Source organism: Nocardia sp. CC213A (assembly GCF_030766805.1).
GTDB lineage: Bacteria > Actinomycetota > Actinomycetes > Mycobacteriales > Mycobacteriaceae > Nocardia > Nocardia otitidiscaviarum.
In genome coordinates, this window is record NZ_JASFXA010000003.1 from 290,371 (window position 1) to 311,738 (window position 21,368).

The window sequence follows — 21,368 nt, forward strand, 5'->3', positions numbered from 1 at the left end:
CGCTCGTGATCTTCGGCTCGTGGAGGGCCCTCAGGCCTCGACTTTCGCCGGACCGCTCGCCTCGGACTTCGACCCCGACGCCGCCTCCGGCTGCGGCTCGGCCACCTTGGCGGTCTCACGGGCGACGACGTGCTCGCTCACCGGCAGCTCCCCGTCGAGGGCCCGCGCGATGGCCTCCGCCACCAGCGGCCGCACCTCGGCCACGGTCACCTCGCGCCCCAGCTCCCGGGTCAGCGTGGTCACCCCGGCATCGCGGATTCCGCACGGCACTATCGTCTGGAAACCGTCCAGCGCCGAATTGCAGTTGAACGACACCCCGTGCAGGGTGACGCCGCGCTGCACCCGCACCCCGATGGCGGAGATCTTGCGTTCGGGCTGGAAGTCGTTCGCGGGCACCCACACTCCCGAACGACCCGCCACGCGACCGGCGTGCAGTCCCAACTGCCCGCACACGTGGATGATGGCCTCCTCGAGCCGTCGCACGTAGGCGACCACGTCGACGGGTTCGGCCAGGCGGACGATCGGATAGCCGACCAGCTGTCCGGGCCCGTGCCAGGTGATCTTGCCGCCCCGGTCCACCTCGATCACCGGGCTGCCGTCGATCGGCATGTCCTCGGGTTCGGTGCGGCGGCCCGCGGTGAAGACCGACGGATGTTCGAGCAGCAGCAGCCGGTCCTGGCCGACGCCCTCGGCGCGTTCGGCGGCGATCGCGCGCTGGCGGTCCCAGGCGAGGGTGTAGTCGATCAGACCCAGATCCTCGACCAGCAGCGGCGTGCTGTCGTAGCGGGCCGAGACGCCGGTGGCCGAGGTTGCGGCAGGGGTGCTCGGGGCGGGGGTGGTGCGCTCGCTCACGACTGTGACGTTACGCCATCGCCCGTTACGCCATCGCCGAGGACGAGTTGCATGAGTGTCAGATCCATCCAGCGGCCGAACTTGTGCCCGACCTCGGGCAGTTGTCCGACGATGGTGAAGCCGAACTTCTCGTGCAGGGCGATGGAGGTGGTGTTGCCGGATTCGATGGCGGCGATCATGGCGTGCACGCCGCCCCGGCGAGCCCGCGCCAGCAGTTCGCTCATGAGCGCGGTGGCCACGCCGCGCCGGTGGAATCGGTCGGAGACGTACACGGAGTTCTCCACGGAGAAGCGGTATCCCGACTTGGGCCGGAACTGTCCGTAGCTGGCGTATCCGGCGACCGCGCCGTCGATCTCGGCGACCAGGATGGGGCATCCGGCATCGGTGCGGGCCTGGAACCAGGCCGTGCGCTCGCCGAGGTCGGCGAGTTCGGTATCCCAGATGGCTGTGGTCTCGGCGATGGCGTGGTTGTGGATCACCAGGATTTCCGGCAGATCGCTCGGGCGGGCGTCGCGCACCAGCAGGTCGGCCGGTGCGAGCACGGCGGGGGAGAGGGCGTCGCTCACCCGTTCACGGTAGCCAGCGCCGTGCTGTGACGCCGCTCTCGCCCGGCTATCGGTCCAGGCAGGCGAGGAATTCGGTGGTATCGCCGAGATGTGGCACGCACTGGAACGGGTTGTCGAAGTCCGGAATCGAATACCCGGCGGTGAGGATGGCGAGAGTGAGAACCAATTCGCCGGCGATCAACTTGACATCAATGGTTTTGAACATGGCGGTCACGCCCGTCTCGCTCGGCGGCCCGCTTACCTGCAGCAACGGGTCTTACGTGGGGTTATCCATGGTAGCTACTGGCGGGTTACCCGGCTATAGCCGCGCGAAACAGGGCACGCCCCAGTGGTGGCACCGGCCAGGGTCAGCGGTCGCCGACGGCGGCGAGCGCCGCGCCGATGGTGGGATGCGTGAAGGTGTAGCCGCTCTCCTCGAGGACAGCGGGAATCGCGCGCTGGCCGTGCAGGACGGCCTCGTCCGCGAACTCACCGAGGGCCAGGCGCAGGGCGAAGGCGGGGACCACGAACGGGGCGGGCCGGTGCAGCGCGCGCCCCAGCGCCCGGTTGAACTCGGCATTGGTGACCGGAGCGGGGCCGACCATGTTCACCGGCCCGGAGACTGCCGGTCGGGTGATGGCGTGCACGATGCCGCCGATCTCGTCGTCGAGCGATATCCACGGCATGTACTGGCGACCGTTGCCGATGCGGCCGCCCAGTCCGAGGGAGTACAGCGGCCGCAGCATGCCGAGCATGCCGCCGTGCGCGGACATGACCACCGCACTGCGCAGCAGCACGGTACGCGTTCCGGCGTCGACGGCCGGTTGCGTCGCGGTCTCCCAGTCCCGGCACAGCGCCGCCAGGAATCCCGTTCCGGCGGGGTCGCTCTCGGTGAGCACCCGGTCACCGGTGTCCATGCCGTAGTAGCCGATGGCGCTGGCGTTGACCAGCGTCGGCACCCCGGCCGTGGCGACCGCCGAGGCCAGCACATCGGTGGGGATGATGCGGCTGTCGCGCAGCTCCTGTTTGAAGCTGCCGGTCCAGCGCCGCCGCCCGATGCTCGCGCCGCAGAGGTTCACCACGGCGTCGGCATCGCGCAGCGCGCGCTGGTCCAGGTCGGCGCGGGCCGGATCCCAGGAGAACTCGTCGCGGGCGCGCACGGGACGGCGCACGAGGCGCGCCACCTCGTGCCCGTCGCGGCGCAGTGCCGCGACCAGTGCCGTCCCGATCAGCCCGGAGGACCCGGCCACCACGACCTTCATGGCTACAGGCCGAGATCGCCTTCGAAGGCCGCCTCTTCCAGCCGGTGCCGGATGGTGGTGAGGAAGCGGCCGGCGTCGGCGCCGTCGATGAGCCGGTGGTCGTAGGTCAGCGGCAGGTACGCCATGGAGCGGATGCCGATGGCCTCACTGCCGTTGTCGCTGATCACCATGGGGCGCTTGACGATCGCGCCGGTGCCCAGCATGGCGGCCTGCGGCGGCACCAGGATCGGGGTGTCGAACAGCGCACCCTGGGAGCCGATATTGGTGATGGTGAAGGTGCCGCCCGACAGCTCGTCCGGCTTGAGGCCGCCGGTGCGCGCCCGGTTGGCGATATCGGCGATGGCCCGGGCCAGCCCCGCGAGGGACAGGTCGTTGGCGTTGTGGATGACCGGGGACAGCAGCCCCTGCTCGGTGTCGACCGCGATGCCGAGGTTGACCACCGAGTGGTAGGTGATCTCCTTCTTCTCCTGGTCGTAGGAGGCGTTCACGTTCGGGTGTACGCCGAGGGCCTCGATGGCGGCCTTCGCGAAGAACGGCAGGAACGTGAGCTTGACGCCCTCACGCTGCTGGAAGGAGTTCTTGGCCTTGGCCCGCAGCGCCGCGATCTTGGTGAGATCGGCCTCGTGCACCTGGGTGAGCTGCGCGGTGGTCCGCAACGACTCCAGGGTCTTGGTGGCGGTGATCTGCCGGATGCGGTTGGCCTTCTGGGTGGTGCCCGGAAGGTGGGCCAGCTGCGGACGCGGGGCCGCGGTGGCGGCGGGCGCGGCGGCAGCGGGAGCCGACGGGGCGGCGGCCGGGGCCGGAGCCTTCTTGGCCTCGGCGGCGGCGAGCACATCCTGCTTGCGAATACGGCCGCCGACACCCGAGCCGTTCACCGAGGCCAGGTCGACGCCGTGCTCGGCGGCGAGCTTGCGCACCAGCGGGGTGACGTAGGGTCCGCCGCCACCGTTGCTGGAGGGCTCCTCGGCGGGGGTCGCACCGGCGGGGACCGGGGCGGGCTTCTGCGCGGGCTCCGGAGCGGGTGCGGGCTTGGGGGCCTCGGCGGCGGGCTGCGGAGCGGGCTCGGGTTCCGGCTTCGGTTCCGGCTTCGACTCGGGGGCCGGGGCGGGAGCCGGGGTCGGGGCGGGCGCGGAAGCCGGTGCGCCACTGCCGATCACGCCGAGCTGACCGCCGACATTGACCACGTCGTCTTCCTGTGCGGTGATCTCCAGCAGGGTGCCCGCGACGGGCGACGGGATCTCGGTGTCGACCTTGTCGGTGGACACCTCGAGCAGCGGCTCGTCGACCGCGACCTGATCGCCGACCTGCTTGAGCCAGCGGGTGACGGTGCCCTCGGTGACGGATTCGCCGAGTTCGGGCATCTTCACCGGGGTGCCCTCGGCGGGGCCGGAGGACGCGGCGGCGGGCTCGGGGGCGGGCGCGCTGGCGGCCGGGGCCGGCTCGGGCTCGGGGGCCGGAGCGGGCTTCTCCTCGGCGGCCGGGGCGGCGGCCTCGGGGGCGGGCGCGGAATCGGGTGCGGGAGCCTCGTTGGCATCACCGATCACACCGAGTTCGCCGCCGACCTCGATGACGTCGTCCTCCTGGGCGGAAATCTTGACCAGGACTCCTGCGGCAGGCGACGGGATTTCGGTGTCGACCTTGTCGGTGGAGACCTCGAGCAGCGGCTCGTCGACCTCGACCGTGTCTCCTTCCTGCTTCAGCCACCTGGTCACAGTGCCCTCGGTGACGCTCTCACCAAGAGCCGGCATCTGGACGGAGAAGGCCATGTCCGTTGACTCCTCTGACTGCTCGTCGGGTTAAACAGTTCGTTCTCTCGGCGGGTCTCCACCGCGGGTCGCGGGGTCCCGTACAGCCACAGCCAATTCTGTGGCCCCGGAGATCCGTAGGTTGTTGTTCCGGATACCCATCCTTGCACTACCGCGCGTGCGGCGTGTCACAGGGCGGCCGTTGCGTCCACCTCTCGGGACGGCCACCGCCGCCGTGAGCGGCCACGGCGACGCGGCGAGCAGCGGTGATAGCCGATCGCGCGTGTCACAACTCACCGCGCGCGAGCATTGTGACCCGAGAATTCGGGTCGCCACTGTTCCCACCACCTGGGAATGTTTCCGACATGACCGACGCCGTGCCGCTGCCCGAGGGCTACGAACTCTCCACCGCCCACCACCGCCTCGATCGCGCCCGCGTGCACCACTGGCTGGCCGGCGACGCCTACTGGGCGCTGGGCCGGGCCCGCGAACATCAGGACCGCGCCATCGCCGGTTCGCTCAACTTCGGCGTGTACGAGTCGGTCTCGGGTGCGCAGGTGGCCTACGCGCGGGTGGTCACCGACTCGGCGACCTTCGCCTTCCTCTGCGACGTCTACGTGGACCGGTCGGTGCGCGGGAAGGGGATCGGTTCGGCCCTGGTGGCGGCCGTGCGTGAGCACCTGCGGCCGACCGGCGTGCGGCGCGTCGCGCTGGTGACGCAGGACGCGCACGAGGTGTACGCACGCCTCGGTTTCACGCCGCTGGCCCGGCCGGAGCAGTGGATGGCATTGGAGTTCTGAGTTCCGGCTGTGTATTCGCTGAGGACTCGGGTGCACCCGGTCTCACCTGGCGTTTCGCTGGCAGTATCGATAGTGGACGGGAGCGTTTCCAGGCTCCCGTTTCCAAGCTCCGGAGAGGAGGATGCCGGATGGGATTCCTGGATCGGCTGCGCGGTGGCGTCGGCGGTGCGCGGGCGGCGGACCTGGCCTACCTGCGGGAGTGGACGAGCACCCATCGGGGTGTGGAGGCGTTCGTGGAACCGCGGACGACGGTGACGGACGTGTCGGTGGCGCTGGTCGCCCACGACGGCGAGTGGACCCGCCGGGTGGTGGGGGAGCGGGGCGCGCACCGGCTGTCGGGTGAGCTCGGCATCCCCGTCTACGACGTGCGCAAGGTCGGGTATCCGCAACGGATGCGCGATTACGACGCCCGCCGCCGGATCGAGCGGCGGCGGGCCATGCTCGCTGACGACTGAACGGTCGTCGCGCTTCGGCTCAGCGCGTGCGCAGGCCCGGCCAGCCGTACTGGGGCGGCCCGCCCGCGATTCCGGCGCGGGGGACGGCAGGGGCGGCGGCGGTCTCGGTGGCGGGTGCCTGCTGTTGCGCGGCCTGCTGCTGCCGGAGTTGTTCGGCCGCCTGCCGCCGGAACTCGTCCATATCCATCCACTGCACCTGCTGCACCACGTCTTCCAGCTGCGCGGCGCTCAGGTAGCCGGCGTGCTTGTAGACCGGCAGCCCTTCGCGGAAGGCCATGATGGTCGGGTAGCCGGTGAGTTCGGCCATGGCGGCCAGTGCGGGTTCGGTCTCCCCGTTGACGGTGCCGTGCACGATCTGCGGATGGGTGACCGAGGACGCGTCGTAGACGGGGGCGAAGCGCTTGCACCATCCGCACCAGTCGGCCCAGAAGTCCACCAGCACTATGTGATTGCTCGCCACCACCTGGCGGAAGTCCTGTTGGGTCAGCGCGCGTGTGGCCATTGAATCCCTCCCGAACGGCCCGGACCGTGGAGCCGCCCGTCGACTGCATCGGTCCGGATTATTGCACGGCCGTAATCGGCCGTCCGACAGTCGGTTTGCCGTGCGCGGTGGGGTCTGTCGACCCCACCGCGCGGGTACGGCTATTCCGCGGCGATGTCCTCGATGGTCGCGATGAGCGTGCGGACCGGTACGCCCGTACCACCCTTCGGGGTGTAGCCGAACGGTCCGCCGGTGTTGTACGACGGTCCGGCGATATCGACGTGCGCCCACTGCAACCCGTCCGCCACGAACTCCTTCAGGAAGAGTCCGGCCGAGAGCATGCCGCCCCAGCGGTGGTTGGTGACATTGGCCAGATCCGCGATCTTGGAGTTGAGGTCGGCGCGCAGTTCCGCGGGCAGCGGCATGGGCCAGCCGTTCTCGCCGACGGCCTGGGAGATCCGGGCCACCCGGTCCCGGAACTCCTCGGTGCCCATGACACCCGGGGTGCGGGTGCCCAGGGCCACCATCTGCGCCCCGGTGAGGGTGGCGACGTCGATGAGGTAGTCCGGCTCGTCCTCACCGGCGCGCACCATGGCGTCGGCCAGGATGAGCCGACCCTCGGCATCGGTATTGATCACCTCGACGGTGGTGCCGCCGTACTGGGTGAGCACATCGCCCGGTCGCTGAGCGGTTGCCGAGGGCATGTTCTCGGCCATGGGCACGGTCGCGGTGACGGTGACCGGCAGGCTCAGCCGCGCGGCGAGCAGGGTGGTGGCGATGACCGCCGCCGCACCCGCCATATCGGAGGTCATGTTCTCCATGTTCTGCGCGGGCTTGATGGAGATGCCGCCGGTGTCGAAGGTGATGCCCTTGCCGACCAGCGCGACCTTCTTGTCGCCGCCCGCGTAGGTGATGCGGATCAGCCGCGGCGGCCGCGAGGAGCCCTTGCCGACCCCGAGAATGCCGCCGTACCCGCCGTCGGCGAGGGCCTGCTCGTCGAGGATCTCCACCTGGAGTCCGGCGGCCTTGGCCAATTCCGCGGCGCGGTCGGCGAATTCGGCGGGGAACAGGTCATTGGGCGGGGTGTTGACGAAATCCCGTGCGGTGGCGACGGCTTCGGCCACGGCCTGGGCGCGGAACAGCGCCTCCTCGCCGAATCCCGGATCGGGCACCAGGAATTCGACCCGCTTGACCGGGGTCTCCTCCGGCGTGGGCGCGGACTTCCCCTTGTACGGCGTGAAGGTGTACGCGCCCAGGTAGAAGCCCTCGGCCGCCGCGCCCAGGTCCAGTCCGGACAGCGTGGTGACGGCGGTGCCGACTCCGCTCAGCGCCCGCCCGGCGACACCGGCCGACTTGCGGATCTGTTCCGCGTCGATCTTGTCGAGCGCGCCGAGCCCGACCGCCAGCACACTGTCGACGCCCAGTCCGGCGGGCGCGGGCACCCGGGTCAGTTCCTCGCCCTTGCCCTTGGCCCCGACCGCGGTGAGCGCGGTCAGCAGAGTCGCGCGCGTCTCGGCATCGAGTACGTCGCCGAACGCGTCCGCCGGGGCGATCGCGGGTCCGTCGTCGGAACTCGTGAGTCCGATGACGAGGACATCGGCCTCGCCGATGCTTACGGTGCGTACCAATTCCGGTCCGAGCGAACGATCTGCAACAGCTGTCATGGCTGCCACGTTACTGCGCCCCGTCCGGACCGGCGTCCCGGGCGCGACGGTTCGGGTTGCTGTCGAATTGCGGACGGGTAACGCAACGCCTCGCATGGGACTTTTCGGATCAGGCACGACTGAACGATAGGCGGTCGACAGTGGCGTCACCCGGCACCGAGCCCACGGGCACGCCACCCTCGGGCGGCAACGCTTCCCGCACCGTGTCGATCGCCGCGGTTTGCACCGTGCAGTCGCTGCCCGACGATCCGGCACCGAGTTCCGGCGGGTAGTTCGGGGCGGCGCGGCATTATTGCCTGGTGCCGCGCCGCTCGGTATGCGACCGTGATCGGACCATGAACGACAGGGACATCGTGAAAGTGTCCAAGCGGCTGTCGAACTGGCTGCGGCATCGCCCCGAGGCCATCGGCTTGGACCTGGACGCGGCGGGCTGGGTGCCCGTCGCGGCGCTGCTACGACAGGCGGCCGTGCACGGCAAAGGTTTCACGCGCGCTCAGCTCGACCTCGTCGTCGAGCAGAACAGCAAGCGGCGCTTCGAATTCGACGCGAGCGGCACCCGGATCCGGGCGCGGCAAGGGCACTCCGTCCCGGTGGATCTCGGCTACGCCCCGGCCGCGCCGCCCGCGCGGCTGTACCACGGCACCGCCCGATCGAACCTCCCACTGATCCGGTCGCAGGGCTTGCTCCCCATGCGCCGCCATGCCGTGCACCTGTCCGCCGATCCGGCCACCGCCCGCACCGTGGGCACACGGCACGGCAGCCCGGCCGTCCTCACCGTGGCGGCGGCGGATATGCACCGCGACGGCCACGAGTTCTTCGTCACCGGCAATGGTGTCTGGCTGGTGGCCGAGGTCCCATCCCGATACCTGGGCGTCGCGGACTCGACCGCGGCGTCCTAGCGGTTGCATGCTCCGCCGCGCGCGTGCTCGGTGGGGTAGTGCCGGGCGGCGATGCCCTCGAAGAGCAGCGCGAGGCAATCCCCGAGCAGCCGGTCGAGGTCCAGATCGAGGCCCCCGGCATCGGTTTCGAAGTAGCGCACGAGCATCGGGTGGGATTCGGGGGTGACCATCTCCACCACGTCCTCGGCGGTGGTCTGCGGACCGAGTGGGGCGCGCTCGGAGGTGAGCAGCAGCGCCAGCCCCTGCACCAGGCCGGATACCGACAGATAGACGGTGAGCATGCTCTCCCGCGTCATACCCGGCCGGTACAGGGCGGTGAAGGCGCGCTCCAGGGAATCGAGCAGGGCCGGCCCCAGCGGTGGGCGGGTCTGCGCGAGCACCGGCAGCATCCAGGGGTGGCGGCGGTAGAGCTGCCATTCGCCGAGCGCCTCGTAGCCGAGCCCGTCCCGCCAGCCGGTGAGATCGGCTGGGGGCGGCGGGGTTTCGGCGAGCGTCAATTCCGCCATCTCCGCGAGCAGGGTGTCGCGGTCAGGGAAGTGGCGGTACAGGCTGGCGGTTGCCACGCCCAGTTCGGTGGCGAGACGGCGCATGGACAGCCCCTCCAGGCCCTCCCGATCGGCGAGTTCCACGGCCGCGCGCACCACGGCGACGGTGGTGAGCCGTCGCGGCGGGGTGCGGCGCGGTGGCGCGACGGGCCGCGACCGGGCCCGGTAGGCCCGCGCCTGACACGACCGTGAGCAGTACCGGCGGCGGCGTCCGCGGGGCGGATGCGTGATCGTCTCGCCGCACACCGCACACTCCGGCGTCTCTGGTTTCATCACGACATCCAGTGTGACGAAATTGTCGTAACCCGGTCGGCATCGCCATACCTTGGCCCTCGAGGACACCGTTCGGATCGGGAGGTTACAGAAATGGGTACGACGGAGATGGTTACGACGCCGACGGTCCGCCGCGCGGGCCTGGACGAACTCGACAGGGTGGCGGCGGTCTTCGCCGAGGCGACCGCCGACGAAGTGGTGTTCAGCTGGATCATGGCGGGGCATCCGGAGATCTCCCGGCAGTTCCGCGCGCAGTACGCGCCGGAGATGATCGAGCGCACCATGCGCGAGGACGAGGTGTGGGTCGCCGGGGCCGGGGACGAGATCTGGGCGGTCTCGCTGTGGCAGACCGTCACCGGCCGGGAGCGCGTACAGCGCGAAGCCGAGCAGATGCGTGAGCTGTACGAACAGGCTCCGCTGCCGCCCTTCCGGCGATTGCGGGCGCTGTCGGGCCTGTTGGAGCAGAGCCACCCGACCGAATTCCCGCACCGCTATCTACAGGTGATCGTGACGCTGCCGCAGCACCGCGGCAAGGGCGCGGGAGCCGCCATCGTCACCGACCGGGTGAAGGCGGCCTCCGAGGCGGGCGTCCCCGCCTACCTGGAGGCCAGCACCGAACGCTCCTCGCGCCTGTACGCGCGCTGCGGGTTCGTCCTCGAGGGCGACCTCATCGAATTGCCGGAGAACGGTCCCACCCTGCGGCCCATGTGGTTCCGCGGCTGAGACCGGCAGTCCGCACAGGCACGAGCCAGCGGCCGGGGTCGGCTGCCTTCACACGGCGACAGCGGGCAACCCCGGCACGCGTCGGGCAGGCATCGAGGTCCGGCGCACCGCGTCCTGGACGAATTCCAGAATCGCCTCGGTGACCGCGCGGTGTCCCGGCTCGTGCAGCAGATCGTGTCCGGCATCGAGGAATTCGCGCATCCGGGTGCCCGGCCGCTGCGCGCACCACCGCCGGATCGGTGCGATCGGAGCCCGCCGGTCGTCCGCGCCGTGCAGCACCAGCGTGGGCACCCGCGGGGCCGGCACGTCCAGGATCGCGGCTCGTTCCGGCGACCCCAGCAGCACCACGCCCGATACCGAGTCGACCACGGCACCTCGGTCCTGCATGGCGATGAGCGCGGTACCGGCTCCGAGGGAATGCCCGACCATGATCAGCGGTAGCTCGGGGTGTTCGGTGCGCGCCAGTGCGGTGAGCCGCACCGCATTGGCCGCGAGATCGTCGATGGGCGGCATGGCCTCGCTGTCGCCTTCGCTCAGGCCGTGTCCGATGTGGTCGATGCCCCACACGTCGATACCGGATCGATTGGCCGCGCGACAGAACCGGTGGTAGTCGGCGCTCTGCTGTCCGAGCCCATGCAGCAGAACGACTACCGCCCTGGGGTTTTCGATCGGCCACCTCCGGTAATGCACCAGGCCGCTCACACCCTCGAAATAACGCACCGAGGCATTGTGGCAGATCTGAGGTCATCCTCATTCGTGTTCTGGCTCACGATAGAGCGCATGATGTTCCAACCCGCCGGTGTCGTAACCGGCCGCCGGGGGCCCGGGTTACTAGGCTGAACCGGATCGTCGCGGCGGTCATGGGATGAAGGGTTTCGAACTGGTGGAGTTGCGCGGTGAGGTGGTGTCCGGGGAGCGTGCGCGCTCGGTGGGATTCGCCGAAGCCGACGGCTTCGACTGGGCGTGGCCCGACAAGAGCGGCCGTATCCTGCACTTCGAACGCCCGCAACGCATCTGGGAGCAGAACCCGGTACCGGGCCGTACCCGCCCCTACGTGGTCGCCACCTTCAATCTGAAGGGCGGGGTGGGCAAGACGACCACCACGGCGGCCCTGGCGGAGATCCTGTCCGCCGAGTTCGGCAAGCGGGTGCTGCTCATCGACCTCGATCCGCAGCGCAATCTCACCACCATGATGGTCGGCGAACGCCGGGCGGCCGAACTGGATCGAGGCGCGGACACCTTGGCGGCGGTGTTCGGCGATGTGGTGGAGGGCTACCGCCCGCGCGACGCGGCCGGGCTGGTGCAGCCCCGCGTTTCCGCCATGCGCACCGTCACCTCGGTGGACCTGCTGCCATCCTCTCTGAAACTCATTGCGCTCCAGGACGATCTGTCCCACGTCCGGGCGGTGGATCCGACCGCCCTACTGGCCGACTCGCTCAGCGGCGTGCTGTTCGACTACGACTATGTGCTGATCGACTGCCCGCCGAGCCTGGGCCTGGTCACCCAGAACGGCCTGCGCATCGCGGACGGCTATCTCGTCCCGACCATTCCGGATTTCATGTCCACCTACGGCATTCCGGCGGTGCAGGCCCGAATCCGGCAGCTGTCGGCGCGGTGGGGCGCTCCCATCGAGGAGTTGGGCGTGGTGGTCACCAAATACCGCCGCTCCTCGGCCGTACATCAGCGCATACTCGACGACCTGCGCCGGGACCGCAGCCTGCCGCGCCTGTTCCCGACGCGGATTCCGGAATCGAATCAGATCGCGGCGGCGGCGGAGTACCTCGACTTCGGCAGCCTGCGACAGAAGTACGGGACCGGGGGTCAGTTCCTGGCGCTGCGCGAGCTGACCGACGATTTCCTGTCCACCACCCGGATCAAGCTGGCGTGGGGGCGGTAGCGGTCGGTTCGGCCGCCGGGGCCGTCGCCAGCACCGTTTCCGGCGCTCCGGAGTCGGCGAGTCCGCCGTCGCGCATCAGCAGGCAGTGATCCGCACCGAGCGCTTCGGCGCGGTCGTGCGTGGCGTGCACGACGGTGACCCCGGACGCGGCGGTTTCCCGGATCGTGCGCGAGATCTGTTGCTGTGCTTCGATATCCAATCCGACGGCAGGCTCGTCGAGCAGCAGCAGATCCGCTTCCTGCGCCAGTGCCCGGGCGAGCAGCGCGCGCTGGCGCTGACCGCCCGAGAGGTCGGTGAGCCGCCGCGCGGCGAGGTGGGCGATTCCCATCCGCTCCAGGCAGTCCGCCACGATGCGCCGGTCGTCGCGGGTGAGCCGCCGCCAGGGTCCGCGATGTGCCCAGCGGCCCATGGCCACGGTCTCGCGCACCGTGATCGGGAGGGTCGAGGGCACGCTGCCCTGCTGGACGACGAGCGCGGGTCGGCGGCCGCCGGTGCGTTCGACGGTGCCCGCCGAGGGGGTGATCACTCCGGCCAGGACGCCGAGCAGGGTGGATTTCCCCGATCCGTTGGGTCCCACGAGCGCGGTCACCCGACCGGCCGGGATATCGGCCGTGATCTCGTGCAGCACCGCTCGGGATCGATAACCGGCGGTTAGCCCTCGCAGCCGTACCGCCGCGGTGTCGCGATCGTTCACTTCATCACCTAACTTGTATTGAAAATCATTTCCATAATAAGGTGCCGTGTCATGGAATGGCTGTTCGCCCCGTTCGAGGTGTCCTTCGTGCAGAGAGCGCTGTGGGGCGGACTGCTCGTCTCCGGCATCTGCGCGCTGGCCGGTACCTGGGTTGTGGTGCGCGGCATGGCATTTCTGGGCGAGGCCATGGCCCACGGTTTGCTGCCCGGCGTGGCCGTCGCCACCCTGCTGGGCGGCAACCTGGTACTGGGCGCGGCGCTCAGCGCCGGGGCGATGGCGGCGGGGGTGACGGCGCTGGGCCGCAATACCCGGTTCGCGGCCGACACCGCCATCGGGCTGCTGTTCGCGGGCATGCTCTCGGTGGGCGTGATCATCGTCTCGCGGTCGCAATCCTTCGCCGTCGACGTGACCGCGCTGCTGTTCGGCGATGTGCTGGCCATTCGCGAGATCGACCTCGCGTATCTCGCGGTGGCGCTGGGACTTTCGCTGGTGATCGCGGTGCTGGGGCATCGCGCGTTCGTAGCGCTGGCCTTCGACCCGCGCACGGCGCACTCCCTCGGGCTGCGCCCGCGCTGGGCGCAGGCGGCACTGCTCGGCCTGCTCACCCTCGCCATCGTGGCGTCCTTCCACGTGGTGGGCACGCTGCTGGTCTTCGGCCTGCTCATCGCGCCGCCGGCGGCGGCCACCTACTGGTCGCATCGGATTCCGGTGATCATGGCCTTGGCGGTCGCCTTCGGCGGCATCGCCACCTTCGTCGGTTTGCTGGTGTCCTGGTATGCCGGGACGGCGGCCGGAGCCACCATCGCCGCCGTTGCCGTCGGGCTGTTCTTCCTGTCGGCCGCCGCCTCCCGGCTGCGTATCGCGTTGTCGGCGCGCGCCATTCGGCTGCCCGCCCCGAGTGCGAATGCCCTGGTGCTGCTGGCGGCGCTGTCGATGGTGCTAGTCGGGTGCGCCGCACCCGGGGAACCGGAACCGCCCGCCGAGGTGCCGCACGGCTACATCGAGGGCGCCGAGGAAACGGACTCGGTGCAGTCGCGGCTGGTGGTCGCGGGCTCCGGCGGTGAGCTGCGGGTGATCGATCTGATCACCGAGGAGACCACCGAATTCGACCGGATGCCCGGAATCGTCGGCCTCGCGGGCGACGACCGCTTCGGTTTCCCGCTCACCGCCGCCGCCACCGGCGTGCTGGACGGGGGCGGCTGGACCGTCGACCACGGCGATCACGTGCACTACTACCGTGCGGCCGTCCGGGATATCGGCGAGGTGCCGCACGGGGGAGTGGTCGCCGTGCACAGCGATACGGCGCTCATCGCGCTGATCGGCGCGTCGAGCACGCTGCTGCTGGACCGCGCGGAACTGGAGTCCGGTGTCATCGCCGAACGCGACAGCGTGGACGGGCTCGCGATCCCGTACGCCGAGCACCTCGTCACCGTGTCGGCCACCGGACGTGTGGAGGTGCGCACCCGCGAGGGCGCGCAGGTCACACCACTCGCCGGGCAGTGCTCCGCGCCGAGCGGTACGGCCGTCACCCGCCGGGGAGTCGTCCTCGGGTGTGCGGACGGCGCGCTGCTCGTCGCGGCCGACGCGGGCCGGTTCTCGGTCACCGAGATCCCCTATCCGCAGCCGGTGCCCGCCGCCGAGCGCGCAGCCCGCTTCACCCATCGCGCGGGTTCGACCACCCTCACCGCGATCGCCGGGGAGCGCGGCATCTGGGTGCTCGACATCGCCGCCCGGAGCTGGCGTCTCATCGAATCCGGGCCGGTGCTGGCCGCCAACACCGCCGGTGCCGGGAGCGCGATCCTCGGTCTGACCGGTGACGGCGTGCTGCACGCCTACGACCCCGGCACCGGCGCGGAAACCGCACGGGCGCAACTACTCTCCGGGCCGATCGCGGCCGACTCGCCACCGGTCATCGAGGTCGACACCAATCGCGCCTACGTCAACGATGCCGCCGCCCAGGCGATTCACGAGATCGATTACCGCGACAACCTGCGTCGTGCCCGCACCTTCGCACTCGACATCACCCCCGACCACATGGTGGAGACCGGCCGATGAGATCCCTGCTGAGCACTCTGCTGGCCTGCGCGGCCCTCCTGCTGCTGCCCGCCTGTGGCACCGGTGGCGCCGACGGCCCGGAGGTGGTCGTGACCACGAATATCCTCGGCGACATCACCCGGGAGTTGGTGGGCGACGCGGCGAAGGTCACCGTGCTCATGCCGCCCGGTGCGGACCCGCACCAGTTCGGCATCTCCGCCCAGCAGGCCGCCGGGATCAGCCACGCCGCCCTGCTGATCCACAATGGCCTCGGGCTGGAAGAGGGCGTCGAGCGCCACGTCGAAGCCGCCGAAGAGTCCGGTGTCCCAACCCTTTCCGTCGGCGACCAGGTGAACCCGATCGACTACCGCACCAGCGACGGCCCCGACCCGCACTTCTGGACCGACCCGGCCCGCGTCCGCACCGCCGTCGACGTGATCGGTGCGCGTCTGCTCGCGCTGCCCGGCGTCGACACCGCGCTGATCCGCGCCAATGTCGACCGCTACCGCGCCGAGATCGAGGCCCTGGACGCCTGGATGACGGCCCGCTTCGATTCGCTGCCGCTCGATCACCGCCGTCTGGTCACCAACCATCACGTCTTCGGTTATCTGGCACAGCGATTCGGTTTCGAGGTGATCGGCGCGATCATCCCCAGCGGTACCGCACTCGCCTCCCCGAGCGCCTCCGATCTGGCCGAGCTCGCCACCGCCATCCGCGCGGCGGGCGTCCGCACCATCTTCGCCGATTCCTCCCAGCCGGACCGGCTGGCCCGCGTCCTGGCCGAACAGGCGGGCGTGGCGGTCGATGTCGTCGCCCTGCACACCGAATCGCTCACCCCGCCCGGCGGGGGAGCCGACACCTACCTCGACATGATGCGCGCCAACACCGAGGCCATCGTCACCGGCCTCACCCCGCGCTGATCGTCGACACACGTTGCGCACCAACCATGATGAGGAGCACGAACCATGCGTACCCGCAGTAGAGCCGCGTCAGCGGCAGCCCTGACCGGCCTCCTGGCCTCGGTAGTCGCCCTGAGCGGCTGTGGCGCCGACGAGCCGGAGCCCGCCGCCCGCCCGGAGATCGCGAACCCTCTCGCGGTCACCTACGACGGCGGCATCTACCTGCTCGACGGGGAAACCCTGCAGGTCGGCGGCGATGTGCGGCTGGATGGCTTCAACCGCGTCAACCCGGCGGGCGACGACACCCACGTCATGGTGTCGACCAAGGAGGGCTTCCAGGTCCTCGACGCCGTGCACGCCGAGCTCACCGACATCACCTTCCCCGGCGCGAAGCCCGGTCACGTGGTCCGCCACGCCGACCGCACCGTGCTGTTCACCGACGGCACCGGCGAGGTCACCATCTTCGACCCGCACGACCTGGAACACGGCAAGCCCGACACCACGAACTACACCTCCGCCGCGCCCCACCACGGCGTCGCCATCGAACTGTCCAACGGCGAACTGGTCACCACCCTCGGCACCGAGGAAAAGCGCACCGGCATCGTGGTTCTCGACGCCGACCGCAAGGAGATCGCCCGCAACGAGGACTGCCCCGGCGTGCACGGCGAATCCACCACCGCGGGCGAGGCCGTGGTCATCGGCTGCCAGACCGGCGTCCTGATCTACCGCGACGGCGTCATCACCAAGGTCACCAGCCCCACCCCGTACGGCCGCATCGGAAACCAGGCGGGCTCCGACGCCTCCCCGATCGCCCTCGGCGACTACAAGCAGGACAAGGACGCCGAACTCGAACGCCCGCAGCAGATCTCACTCATCGACACCCGCGACGCCAGCCTGAAGCTCGTCCCGCTCGGCACCAGCTACACCTTCCGCTCGCTGGCCCGCGGCCCGCAGGGCGAGGCCCTGGTCCTCGGCACCGACGGCAAGATCCACGTCATCGACCCGGTCGCCGCGAAGGTGACCCGCAGCTTCGACGTGATCGCCCCGTGGGAGGAGCCCCTGGAGTGGCAGCAGCCCCGCCCGGCCATCTTCGTCCGTGATGACGACGTCTACGTGAGCGAGCCGGCCACCAAGCAGATCCACCGCATCGACCTGACCGCGGGCACCACCGCGGCCTCGGTGACCCTGGACGGCACCCCGAACGAGCTCAGCGGCGTCGTCGGCGGCCACGACCACTGATCCGGCAGTTCGCTTGCCGTGCCGGGCTTTCGAGCTCGGCACGGCTTTTTTCTGCACGAGATCAGCGAAAGGCCTCGGCGTTCTCCTCGACCCACTGGCGATAGGTCCGCCCGGCGCTCCCGGTGAGCCGCTCGACCGTATCGCGCACCCGCAGCAGTTCGTCATTGACGTCCCCGCCGGTCACATCCAGCACCGCATCCGCCGCGTCCGCGCCGAACACGTCCACCATGCGCGCCCGCGCCCGCTCCCGGCTGATCTCGACGACTTCGATCTCCCGGCCGAGCTCCGCTGCGATCGCCGCCACCTGCTCACGCGGCGATATCCGGGCCGGACCGGTCAGCGCATAAGCCTGCCCCCGGTGTGCGGGATCGGTGAGCGCGAGCCGCGCCACCGCCGCGATATCGGCGGGATGGATGGTGGGCAGCGCGATATCGGCGAACGGCACCTCGATCGGCCGTCCGGCGCGAATGGCGTCCGCCCACATGAGGGTGTTGGACGCGAACTGGGTGGGGCGCAGCACGGTCCACTCCATCCCGCTGTCCTCGACCATCCGCTCCACGGCCGCGTTCTCGGCCGCCGGTCCCAGCCACGGATGGGTGAGCACCGTGATCGACGACACCAGCACCACCTGCCGCACGCCCGCCGTGCGCGCCGCCTCGAGAATCTCCCGATCCGGCCCGAACCGCGACAGGTAGAGCATGGCCCGCACGCCCTCCAGTGCAGGTTTCAGCGAAACCGGTTCGGCGAGATCGCCTTCCACCACCTCGACGCCTGCCGGGAACGCGCTCCGGGCGAGGTCGCGCGTGAGACAGCGCACCGGCTCCGCTCCCTTGCGCAATTCCGACAGCAATGCGCCGCCGATACCTCCGGTGGCTCCCGTAACGAGAATCACGACCCTCTCCTTCTGTCCACGAGCAACTGCCGACGACGCTAAAACCTCGAGTCGACTTCGGGTCAAATCCGCGCGGCAAGCCCGGCTTTCGATATGGGTGGCGTCGTTCTCGTCACGGGCGCTAGGCTCGTCGCGGCATTACAGGAATGAATACACCGGTGCGCAAGGCGGTTTGACTCCGAACGGCATCCGGATCAGGGGAGGGAATCCGCACAGCCGTATCACCGGCGCGCCGGGCGACAGCATGTGTCGCCTGCTACGCGCGCGCCAGCCGCATCTTCGATCCGCGACACACCGCGTCCATTCGTTCCCGGGGAGGGGCCATCCGACCATGAACAGCGACCGACCATCCGGCAGCGGCATTCCGCCCGCCGTATCCCCATTCGACGAGAACCCCACCGAGGTGCAGAACGTCTGGCCTCGCCCGGACGCAGTGCCCGGTGCGCCGTCACCGAATATTCCGCAGCCCCCGCCCACGCCGCACCGGGTCGCCCCGCCGCCCGCACCCCACCCGGCCGTTCCAGCGCCCGCGTCGCACTCGGTCGCTCCACCGCCCGCCGGGCCGGTCGGTCACCCGCCGCAGGGCGCGCATGCTCCACTTCCACCGCCGGCCGGGCAGTACGGACACCAGCCGCAAGACGCGAGTTCGGCGTTCCCGCAATCGCACGATCCCTGGGGTGCGGCCACCGAGCCAGCGGGCTCCGGCCTGCCGCACTACCCGCCCACGACGAACGGCACGCCGCCCCCACGGTCGCGTCGCTGGCTCTGGGTTGCCCTCGCCGCCACCGTCGTTCTCGTCGCTGCCGCCATCTCGACCACGTATGTCCTCACCCGCCCGGAGCCCATCGCCCTGGCCGTCGACGATTGCGTCTCGATACTCGACCAGGACGACCCGGTCGAGTACACCTGTGGGCAGATCAATGCCGCCTACCGCATCGTCGCACGCGAAAGCGTGGTCTATCCGGTGGAATCCGCGTGCATGAAGTACGACGACGCGACCCGTGCCGTTCTCGACGACGCCGACGAGGGCTCCGATCCGGACACCGTCCTGTGCCTGGCTCCCACCCGCGTCAACACGGCCGACCCGGGTGCCATCGAGACCGGCGACTGCGTGAAGGTGACCGACGGCGGTGCGACGGTCACCCGCGTCGCCTGCACACCCGAGTCCGGCGTCGCCGAAGTGCTGGCCATCCGACTGCACACCAGGGTCCCCGTCACCGACCGGGCCTGCCACGACGTCCCCAGTGTCCGCAAGGCGTTCGCCTACTCATCCCTGGGCGGCCGAGCCCTCGTCCTCTGCGTCCGTGCGGCCGACCCCAGCTCGACCGGCAATGCCGAGACCGGCGACTGCGTCAACGAGAACATGACCAGCATTGTCGCGTGCACCCTGCCCGAGGCCGCGGAGCGAGTGCTGACCGTCCGCGTGCAGCACACCGAACCCGCCGCCCCCGAATGCCTCGGCGTCATCGGAGCGACCGGCTTCACCATGAACACCCACGACACCACGGATCTGGTGGTGGCCCTGTGTGTCGGCCCCGTCGACGACGCCGATGTCGGCTACGCCATGGCCGGTGACTGCGTCATCCCGCCGGACGAGGGCAACGACTTCCGGCCGACGAAGGCCGATTGCTCAGACCCGGCCGCTAGCGTCCGCGTGACCTCCCGCCACGACACCGACACCGCCGAATGCCCCGGCGACTACGTGGCCCGCATGACCCGCAAACCAGGCGTCACCAACGGCATGACCCTCTGCTTCACCAGCAACTGACCGCCGCGGAGTCGGCTACCCCGCCGACTCCGCCTGCTCCACCGCCCACGCGCAAATAGCCGCCAACGGCGTCTCCAACGACTTCCCCAGCTCACTCAACGCATATTCCACATGCTGCGGCGCCCGCTCCCGATACACCCGCCGCACCACCAGCCCATCCGCCTCCATCCCCCGCAACGTCTCCGTCAACACCTTCTGCGTCACCCCCGGCAACCGCCGCCGCAACTCCGCATGCCGCCGCGGACCATCCAGCAACGCGTAGATCACCAGAATCCGCCACTTGGACGCGAGTCGTTCCAACGCCTGGCGAGTGGCACACGACTCCTCCAGCACCTCCGGAATCTCCAGCGCCATTTGTCCTCCTGGGTATTCGCGGCGGTGCGTTCGAATATTCCGGAACTACCGGAGATGTTCGGCCGTGCGTTTGCCGATGGCCGCGCTCAACGCATCCAACTCGGCCAGTACGTCCGTAGCCGCCCAGACGCGGTTGCGCTTGCTCTCCGACAGTACCTCCAGGATCCCCGTATCCGTCAGTCTGCCCAGCGCGCGGTAGGTGCTGGCGTCGGTGGTGCCCGCGATGCGTTGAGCGGTCTCGGCATTGAGAATCGGGGTGTCCAGCAGCGCCGCGATCAGCGTCTCATCGGCGGAGTTCGCCCGTGGCCGTGCGATCGTCCGCCACCGTGCGGGCAACGCCGCCAGGGCACATGCCGATTCCTGCGCCGCTTCGCTGGCATGGATCGCGGCGAGCGACAAATACTCGACGAACGGGTCGACCTGACCCGAACGGAATGCGTTGAGGTATCCGAAGTATCTGCCGGTATTCGCGAGCATCACCGATGCCAGCGGAACCGTCACGCGCTCGGTGAGTCCGCGACGGCGCAGGACCGCGCTGATGAGAGCTCGGCCGATGCGACCATTGCCGTCGGTGAAGGGATGAATCGATTCGAATTGGGCGTGCGCCAGTGCGGCCTGCGCGAGGATCGGCAGATCAGTTCGGTTGGCGAAGGCGATCAGGTCTGCCATCAACTCGGGCACGAGTTCCGGCGGGGGCGGAATGTGTACCGCGTCGGTCGGCGTGTAATCGCTGCCGCCGATCCAATTCTGGACATCGCGCAACCGACCGGAATCCCGGGCCGTGTAGTAGTCGGGTGCCATCAGCAGCCGGTGCGCGGTCAGCAGGTCTTCGACGCCGACGGCCCTCGCGGAGGCGGCATCCACCATGGCGACGAGCGCCTCGACGGCCGCCAGCTGCGCCTTGGCGTCATCGCTCGCCCTGCCACCGGCGACCGCTTTGCCGAAGGCTCGCCACCCAGCGTCGATGTGCTCGATCTTCGACGAGGCCACCGACTCGCTGCGCAGCAGGAAGTCCGCCAGCGGGGCCAGGTGCCGCCCGAATCCGGCCTCGAGCCGCGCGATCGCGATCACAGCCGCCTCGTGAGCGCGGGCGACCGCTCCCACCGGGTCGTACTCCAGCCCGGCGATGTGAGGTGGGATCGACACCTCGATACGCTCGAGCGTCCGGTCGGCCCTCGAGCCCTGCCGCTGAGGCGGGTTCCAGGCACGCTCCTCAACCCGATGCGATGGCCAGTCCATGTGGTTGCACTTTCGGTCGGATACTCCTGATCGGGACCCGTTGCCTGACGCGATGCTGCTCACAGGTTCGTTCGGCGTGCCTGCTTCTGCCGTAGGGTTGATCGGCTT

22 protein-coding genes are annotated in these 21,368 nt (G+C 69.9%); 9 read left to right on the top strand and 13 right to left on the bottom strand.

The window, feature by feature from the left end:
• Positions 1-30: 30 nt before the first annotated feature.
• The 5 genes from lipB to sucB all read right to left on the bottom strand — a co-directional run bounded on the left by lipB (position 31) and on the right by sucB (position 4,425).
• A complete protein-coding gene (lipB, locus tag QJS31_RS07225; RefSeq protein WP_282783306.1) occupies positions 31-852 on the bottom strand; it encodes a lipoyl(octanoyl) transferase LipB in 822 nt (273 codons plus the stop codon).
• Positions 849-1,376, bottom strand: coding sequence for a GNAT family N-acetyltransferase (locus QJS31_RS07230; protein ID WP_282783318.1), 528 nt, complete (start codon positions 1,374-1,376; stop codon positions 849-851). The genes lipB and QJS31_RS07230 overlap by 4 nt, the downstream gene beginning before the upstream one ends.
• 88 nt (positions 1,377-1,464) lie before the next feature.
• Positions 1,465-1,632 carry a hypothetical protein gene (locus QJS31_RS07235; protein WP_195143776.1) on the bottom strand — a complete coding sequence of 56 codons (168 nt, stop codon included), beginning with the start codon at positions 1,630-1,632 and terminating at the stop codon, positions 1,465-1,467.
• Positions 1,633-1,765: 133 nt separating this feature from the next.
• Complete coding sequence (locus QJS31_RS07240; protein WP_306356253.1) at positions 1,766-2,659, bottom strand: TIGR01777 family oxidoreductase; 894 nt, start codon at positions 2,657-2,659, stop codon at positions 1,766-1,768.
• 2 nt (positions 2,660-2,661) lie between these two features.
• Entirely contained in the window at positions 2,662-4,425 is a 1,764-nt protein-coding gene (gene sucB / locus QJS31_RS07245; protein WP_306356254.1) for a 2-oxoglutarate dehydrogenase, E2 component, dihydrolipoamide succinyltransferase, read from the bottom strand.
• Between the two features lie 344 nt (positions 4,426-4,769).
• Between sucB and QJS31_RS07250 the strand changes: the two genes are divergently transcribed.
• On the top strand, positions 4,770-5,204 hold the full coding sequence (locus QJS31_RS07250; RefSeq protein ID WP_282786456.1) for a GNAT family N-acetyltransferase: 435 nt from the start codon (positions 4,770-4,772) through the stop codon (positions 5,202-5,204).
• Between the two features lie 128 nt (positions 5,205-5,332).
• Positions 5,333-5,659, top strand: a complete 327-nt coding sequence (locus QJS31_RS07255) for an oxidoreductase (protein ID WP_282786458.1) — start codon at positions 5,333-5,335, stop codon at positions 5,657-5,659.
• Positions 5,660-5,678: 19 nt separating this feature from the next.
• Here QJS31_RS07255 and QJS31_RS07260 read toward each other — a convergent pair whose 3' ends face one another.
• Together QJS31_RS07260 and QJS31_RS07265 are read right to left on the bottom strand one after the other, a co-directional pair.
• Positions 5,679-6,161 (bottom strand): co-chaperone YbbN, encoded by a 483-nt coding sequence (locus QJS31_RS07260; protein ID WP_306356255.1) that lies wholly within the window; start codon positions 6,159-6,161, stop codon positions 5,679-5,681.
• 140 nt (positions 6,162-6,301) lie between these two features.
• The gene (locus QJS31_RS07265; protein ID WP_306356256.1) at positions 6,302-7,804 is read right to left on the bottom strand and encodes a leucyl aminopeptidase; all 1,503 of its coding nucleotides are present in this window, start codon (positions 7,802-7,804) and stop codon (positions 6,302-6,304) included.
• A 335-nt stretch (positions 7,805-8,139) separates the two neighbouring features.
• On the opposite strand from QJS31_RS07265, the gene QJS31_RS07270 reads away from it, so the two are divergent.
• Entirely contained in the window at positions 8,140-8,703 is a 564-nt protein-coding gene (locus QJS31_RS07270; protein WP_306356257.1) for an RNA 2'-phosphotransferase, read from the top strand.
• Here QJS31_RS07270 and QJS31_RS07275 read toward each other — a convergent pair.
• Complete coding sequence (locus tag QJS31_RS07275) at positions 8,700-9,521, bottom strand: TetR/AcrR family transcriptional regulator (RefSeq protein WP_282783209.1); 822 nt, start codon at positions 9,519-9,521, stop codon at positions 8,700-8,702. The genes QJS31_RS07270 and QJS31_RS07275 overlap by 4 nt on opposite strands.
• Before the next feature lie 93 nt (positions 9,522-9,614).
• On the opposite strand from QJS31_RS07275, the gene QJS31_RS07280 reads away from it, so the two are divergent.
• Positions 9,615-10,244 (top strand): GNAT family N-acetyltransferase, encoded by a 630-nt coding sequence (locus QJS31_RS07280; RefSeq protein WP_282783193.1) that lies wholly within the window; start codon positions 9,615-9,617, stop codon positions 10,242-10,244.
• A 48-nt stretch (positions 10,245-10,292) separates the two neighbouring features.
• Here QJS31_RS07280 and QJS31_RS07285 read toward each other — a convergent pair whose 3' ends face one another.
• Complete coding sequence (locus QJS31_RS07285) at positions 10,293-10,964, bottom strand: alpha/beta hydrolase (protein WP_282783195.1); 672 nt, start codon at positions 10,962-10,964, stop codon at positions 10,293-10,295.
• A 145-nt stretch (positions 10,965-11,109) separates the two neighbouring features.
• Between QJS31_RS07285 and QJS31_RS07290 the strand changes: the two genes are divergently transcribed.
• Positions 11,110-12,141 (top strand): ParA family protein, encoded by a 1,032-nt coding sequence (locus QJS31_RS07290; RefSeq protein ID WP_282783197.1) that lies wholly within the window; start codon positions 11,110-11,112, stop codon positions 12,139-12,141.
• Here the strand turns inward: QJS31_RS07290 and aztA are convergent.
• Positions 12,119-12,835 (bottom strand): zinc ABC transporter ATP-binding protein AztA, encoded by a 717-nt coding sequence (gene aztA / locus QJS31_RS07295; RefSeq protein ID WP_306356258.1) that lies wholly within the window; start codon positions 12,833-12,835, stop codon positions 12,119-12,121. The two genes, QJS31_RS07290 and aztA, sit on opposite strands and share 23 nt — an antisense overlap.
• Positions 12,836-12,886: 51 nt before the next feature.
• Here aztA and aztB point away from each other — a divergent pair, with 51 nt between their 5' ends.
• The 3 genes from aztB to aztD are packed head-to-tail and all read left to right on the top strand — an operon-like array spanning position 12,887 to position 17,007.
• Positions 12,887-14,890 (top strand): zinc ABC transporter permease AztB, encoded by a 2,004-nt coding sequence (aztB, locus tag QJS31_RS07300; RefSeq protein ID WP_306356259.1) that lies wholly within the window; start codon positions 12,887-12,889, stop codon positions 14,888-14,890.
• Entirely contained in the window at positions 14,887-15,789 is a 903-nt protein-coding gene (aztC, locus tag QJS31_RS07305) for a zinc ABC transporter substrate-binding protein AztC (RefSeq protein ID WP_306356260.1), read from the top strand. The genes aztB and aztC overlap by 4 nt, the downstream gene beginning before the upstream one ends.
• Positions 15,790-15,834: 45 nt before the next feature.
• Positions 15,835-17,007 carry a zinc metallochaperone AztD gene (aztD, locus tag QJS31_RS07310; RefSeq protein WP_306356261.1) on the top strand — a complete coding sequence of 391 codons (1,173 nt, stop codon included), beginning with the start codon at positions 15,835-15,837 and terminating at the stop codon, positions 17,005-17,007.
• A 61-nt stretch (positions 17,008-17,068) separates the two neighbouring features.
• On the opposite strand, the gene QJS31_RS07315 is transcribed toward aztD, so the two are convergent.
• Positions 17,069-17,899, bottom strand: a complete 831-nt coding sequence (locus tag QJS31_RS07315) for an SDR family oxidoreductase (protein WP_282783207.1) — start codon at positions 17,897-17,899, stop codon at positions 17,069-17,071.
• 331 nt (positions 17,900-18,230) lie between these two features.
• Between QJS31_RS07315 and QJS31_RS07320 the strand changes: the two genes are divergently transcribed.
• Positions 18,231-19,667: a hypothetical protein gene (locus QJS31_RS07320; protein WP_306356262.1), complete on the top strand. Its 1,437-nt coding sequence runs from the start codon at positions 18,231-18,233 to the stop codon at positions 19,665-19,667.
• A gap of 15 nt (positions 19,668-19,682) precedes the next feature.
• Here QJS31_RS07320 and QJS31_RS07325 read toward each other — a convergent pair whose 3' ends face one another.
• Both QJS31_RS07325 and QJS31_RS07330 read right to left on the bottom strand, forming a co-directional pair.
• Positions 19,683-20,021, bottom strand: coding sequence for a helix-turn-helix domain-containing protein (locus QJS31_RS07325; protein ID WP_282784717.1), 339 nt, complete (start codon positions 20,019-20,021; stop codon positions 19,683-19,685).
• 45 nt (positions 20,022-20,066) lie between these two features.
• Positions 20,067-21,260 (bottom strand): Fic family protein, encoded by a 1,194-nt coding sequence (locus tag QJS31_RS07330; protein ID WP_306356263.1) that lies wholly within the window; start codon positions 21,258-21,260, stop codon positions 20,067-20,069.
• Positions 21,261-21,368 lie beyond the last annotated feature (108 nt).

What these genes read in the sequence shown, in the direction of transcription:
- aztC (WP_306356260.1), top strand. Translation starts at nt 14,887, where the DNA reads ATGAGATCCCTGCTGAGCACTCTGCTGGCCTGCGCGGCCCTCCTGCTG.
- QJS31_RS07260 (WP_306356255.1), bottom strand. Translation starts at nt 6,161, where the DNA reads ATGGCCACACGCGCGCTGACCCAACAGGACTTCCGCCAGGTGGTGGCG.
- QJS31_RS07320 (WP_306356262.1), top strand. Translation starts at nt 18,231, where the DNA reads ATGAACAGCGACCGACCATCCGGCAGCGGCATTCCGCCCGCCGTATCC.
- QJS31_RS07325 (WP_282784717.1), bottom strand. Translation starts at nt 20,021, where the DNA reads ATGGCGCTGGAGATTCCGGAGGTGCTGGAGGAGTCGTGTGCCACTCGC.
- QJS31_RS07265 (WP_306356256.1), bottom strand. Translation starts at nt 7,804, where the DNA reads ATGACAGCTGTTGCAGATCGTTCGCTCGGACCGGAATTGGTACGCACC.
- QJS31_RS07270 (WP_306356257.1), top strand. Translation starts at nt 8,140, where the DNA reads ATGAACGACAGGGACATCGTGAAAGTGTCCAAGCGGCTGTCGAACTGG.
- QJS31_RS07330 (WP_306356263.1), bottom strand. Translation starts at nt 21,260, where the DNA reads ATGGACTGGCCATCGCATCGGGTTGAGGAGCGTGCCTGGAACCCGCCT.
- QJS31_RS07240 (WP_306356253.1), bottom strand. Translation starts at nt 2,659, where the DNA reads ATGAAGGTCGTGGTGGCCGGGTCCTCCGGGCTGATCGGGACGGCACTG.
- sucB (WP_306356254.1), bottom strand. Translation starts at nt 4,425, where the DNA reads ATGGCCTTCTCCGTCCAGATGCCGGCTCTTGGTGAGAGCGTCACCGAG.
- QJS31_RS07275 (WP_282783209.1), bottom strand. Translation starts at nt 9,521, where the DNA reads ATGAAACCAGAGACGCCGGAGTGTGCGGTGTGCGGCGAGACGATCACG.
- aztB (WP_306356259.1), top strand. Translation starts at nt 12,887, where the DNA reads ATGGAATGGCTGTTCGCCCCGTTCGAGGTGTCCTTCGTGCAGAGAGCG.
- QJS31_RS07290 (WP_282783197.1), top strand. Translation starts at nt 11,110, where the DNA reads ATGAAGGGTTTCGAACTGGTGGAGTTGCGCGGTGAGGTGGTGTCCGGG.
- QJS31_RS07250 (WP_282786456.1), top strand. Translation starts at nt 4,770, where the DNA reads ATGACCGACGCCGTGCCGCTGCCCGAGGGCTACGAACTCTCCACCGCC.
- QJS31_RS07255 (WP_282786458.1), top strand. Translation starts at nt 5,333, where the DNA reads ATGGGATTCCTGGATCGGCTGCGCGGTGGCGTCGGCGGTGCGCGGGCG.
- QJS31_RS07280 (WP_282783193.1), top strand. Translation starts at nt 9,615, where the DNA reads ATGGGTACGACGGAGATGGTTACGACGCCGACGGTCCGCCGCGCGGGC.
- aztD (WP_306356261.1), top strand. Translation starts at nt 15,835, where the DNA reads ATGCGTACCCGCAGTAGAGCCGCGTCAGCGGCAGCCCTGACCGGCCTC.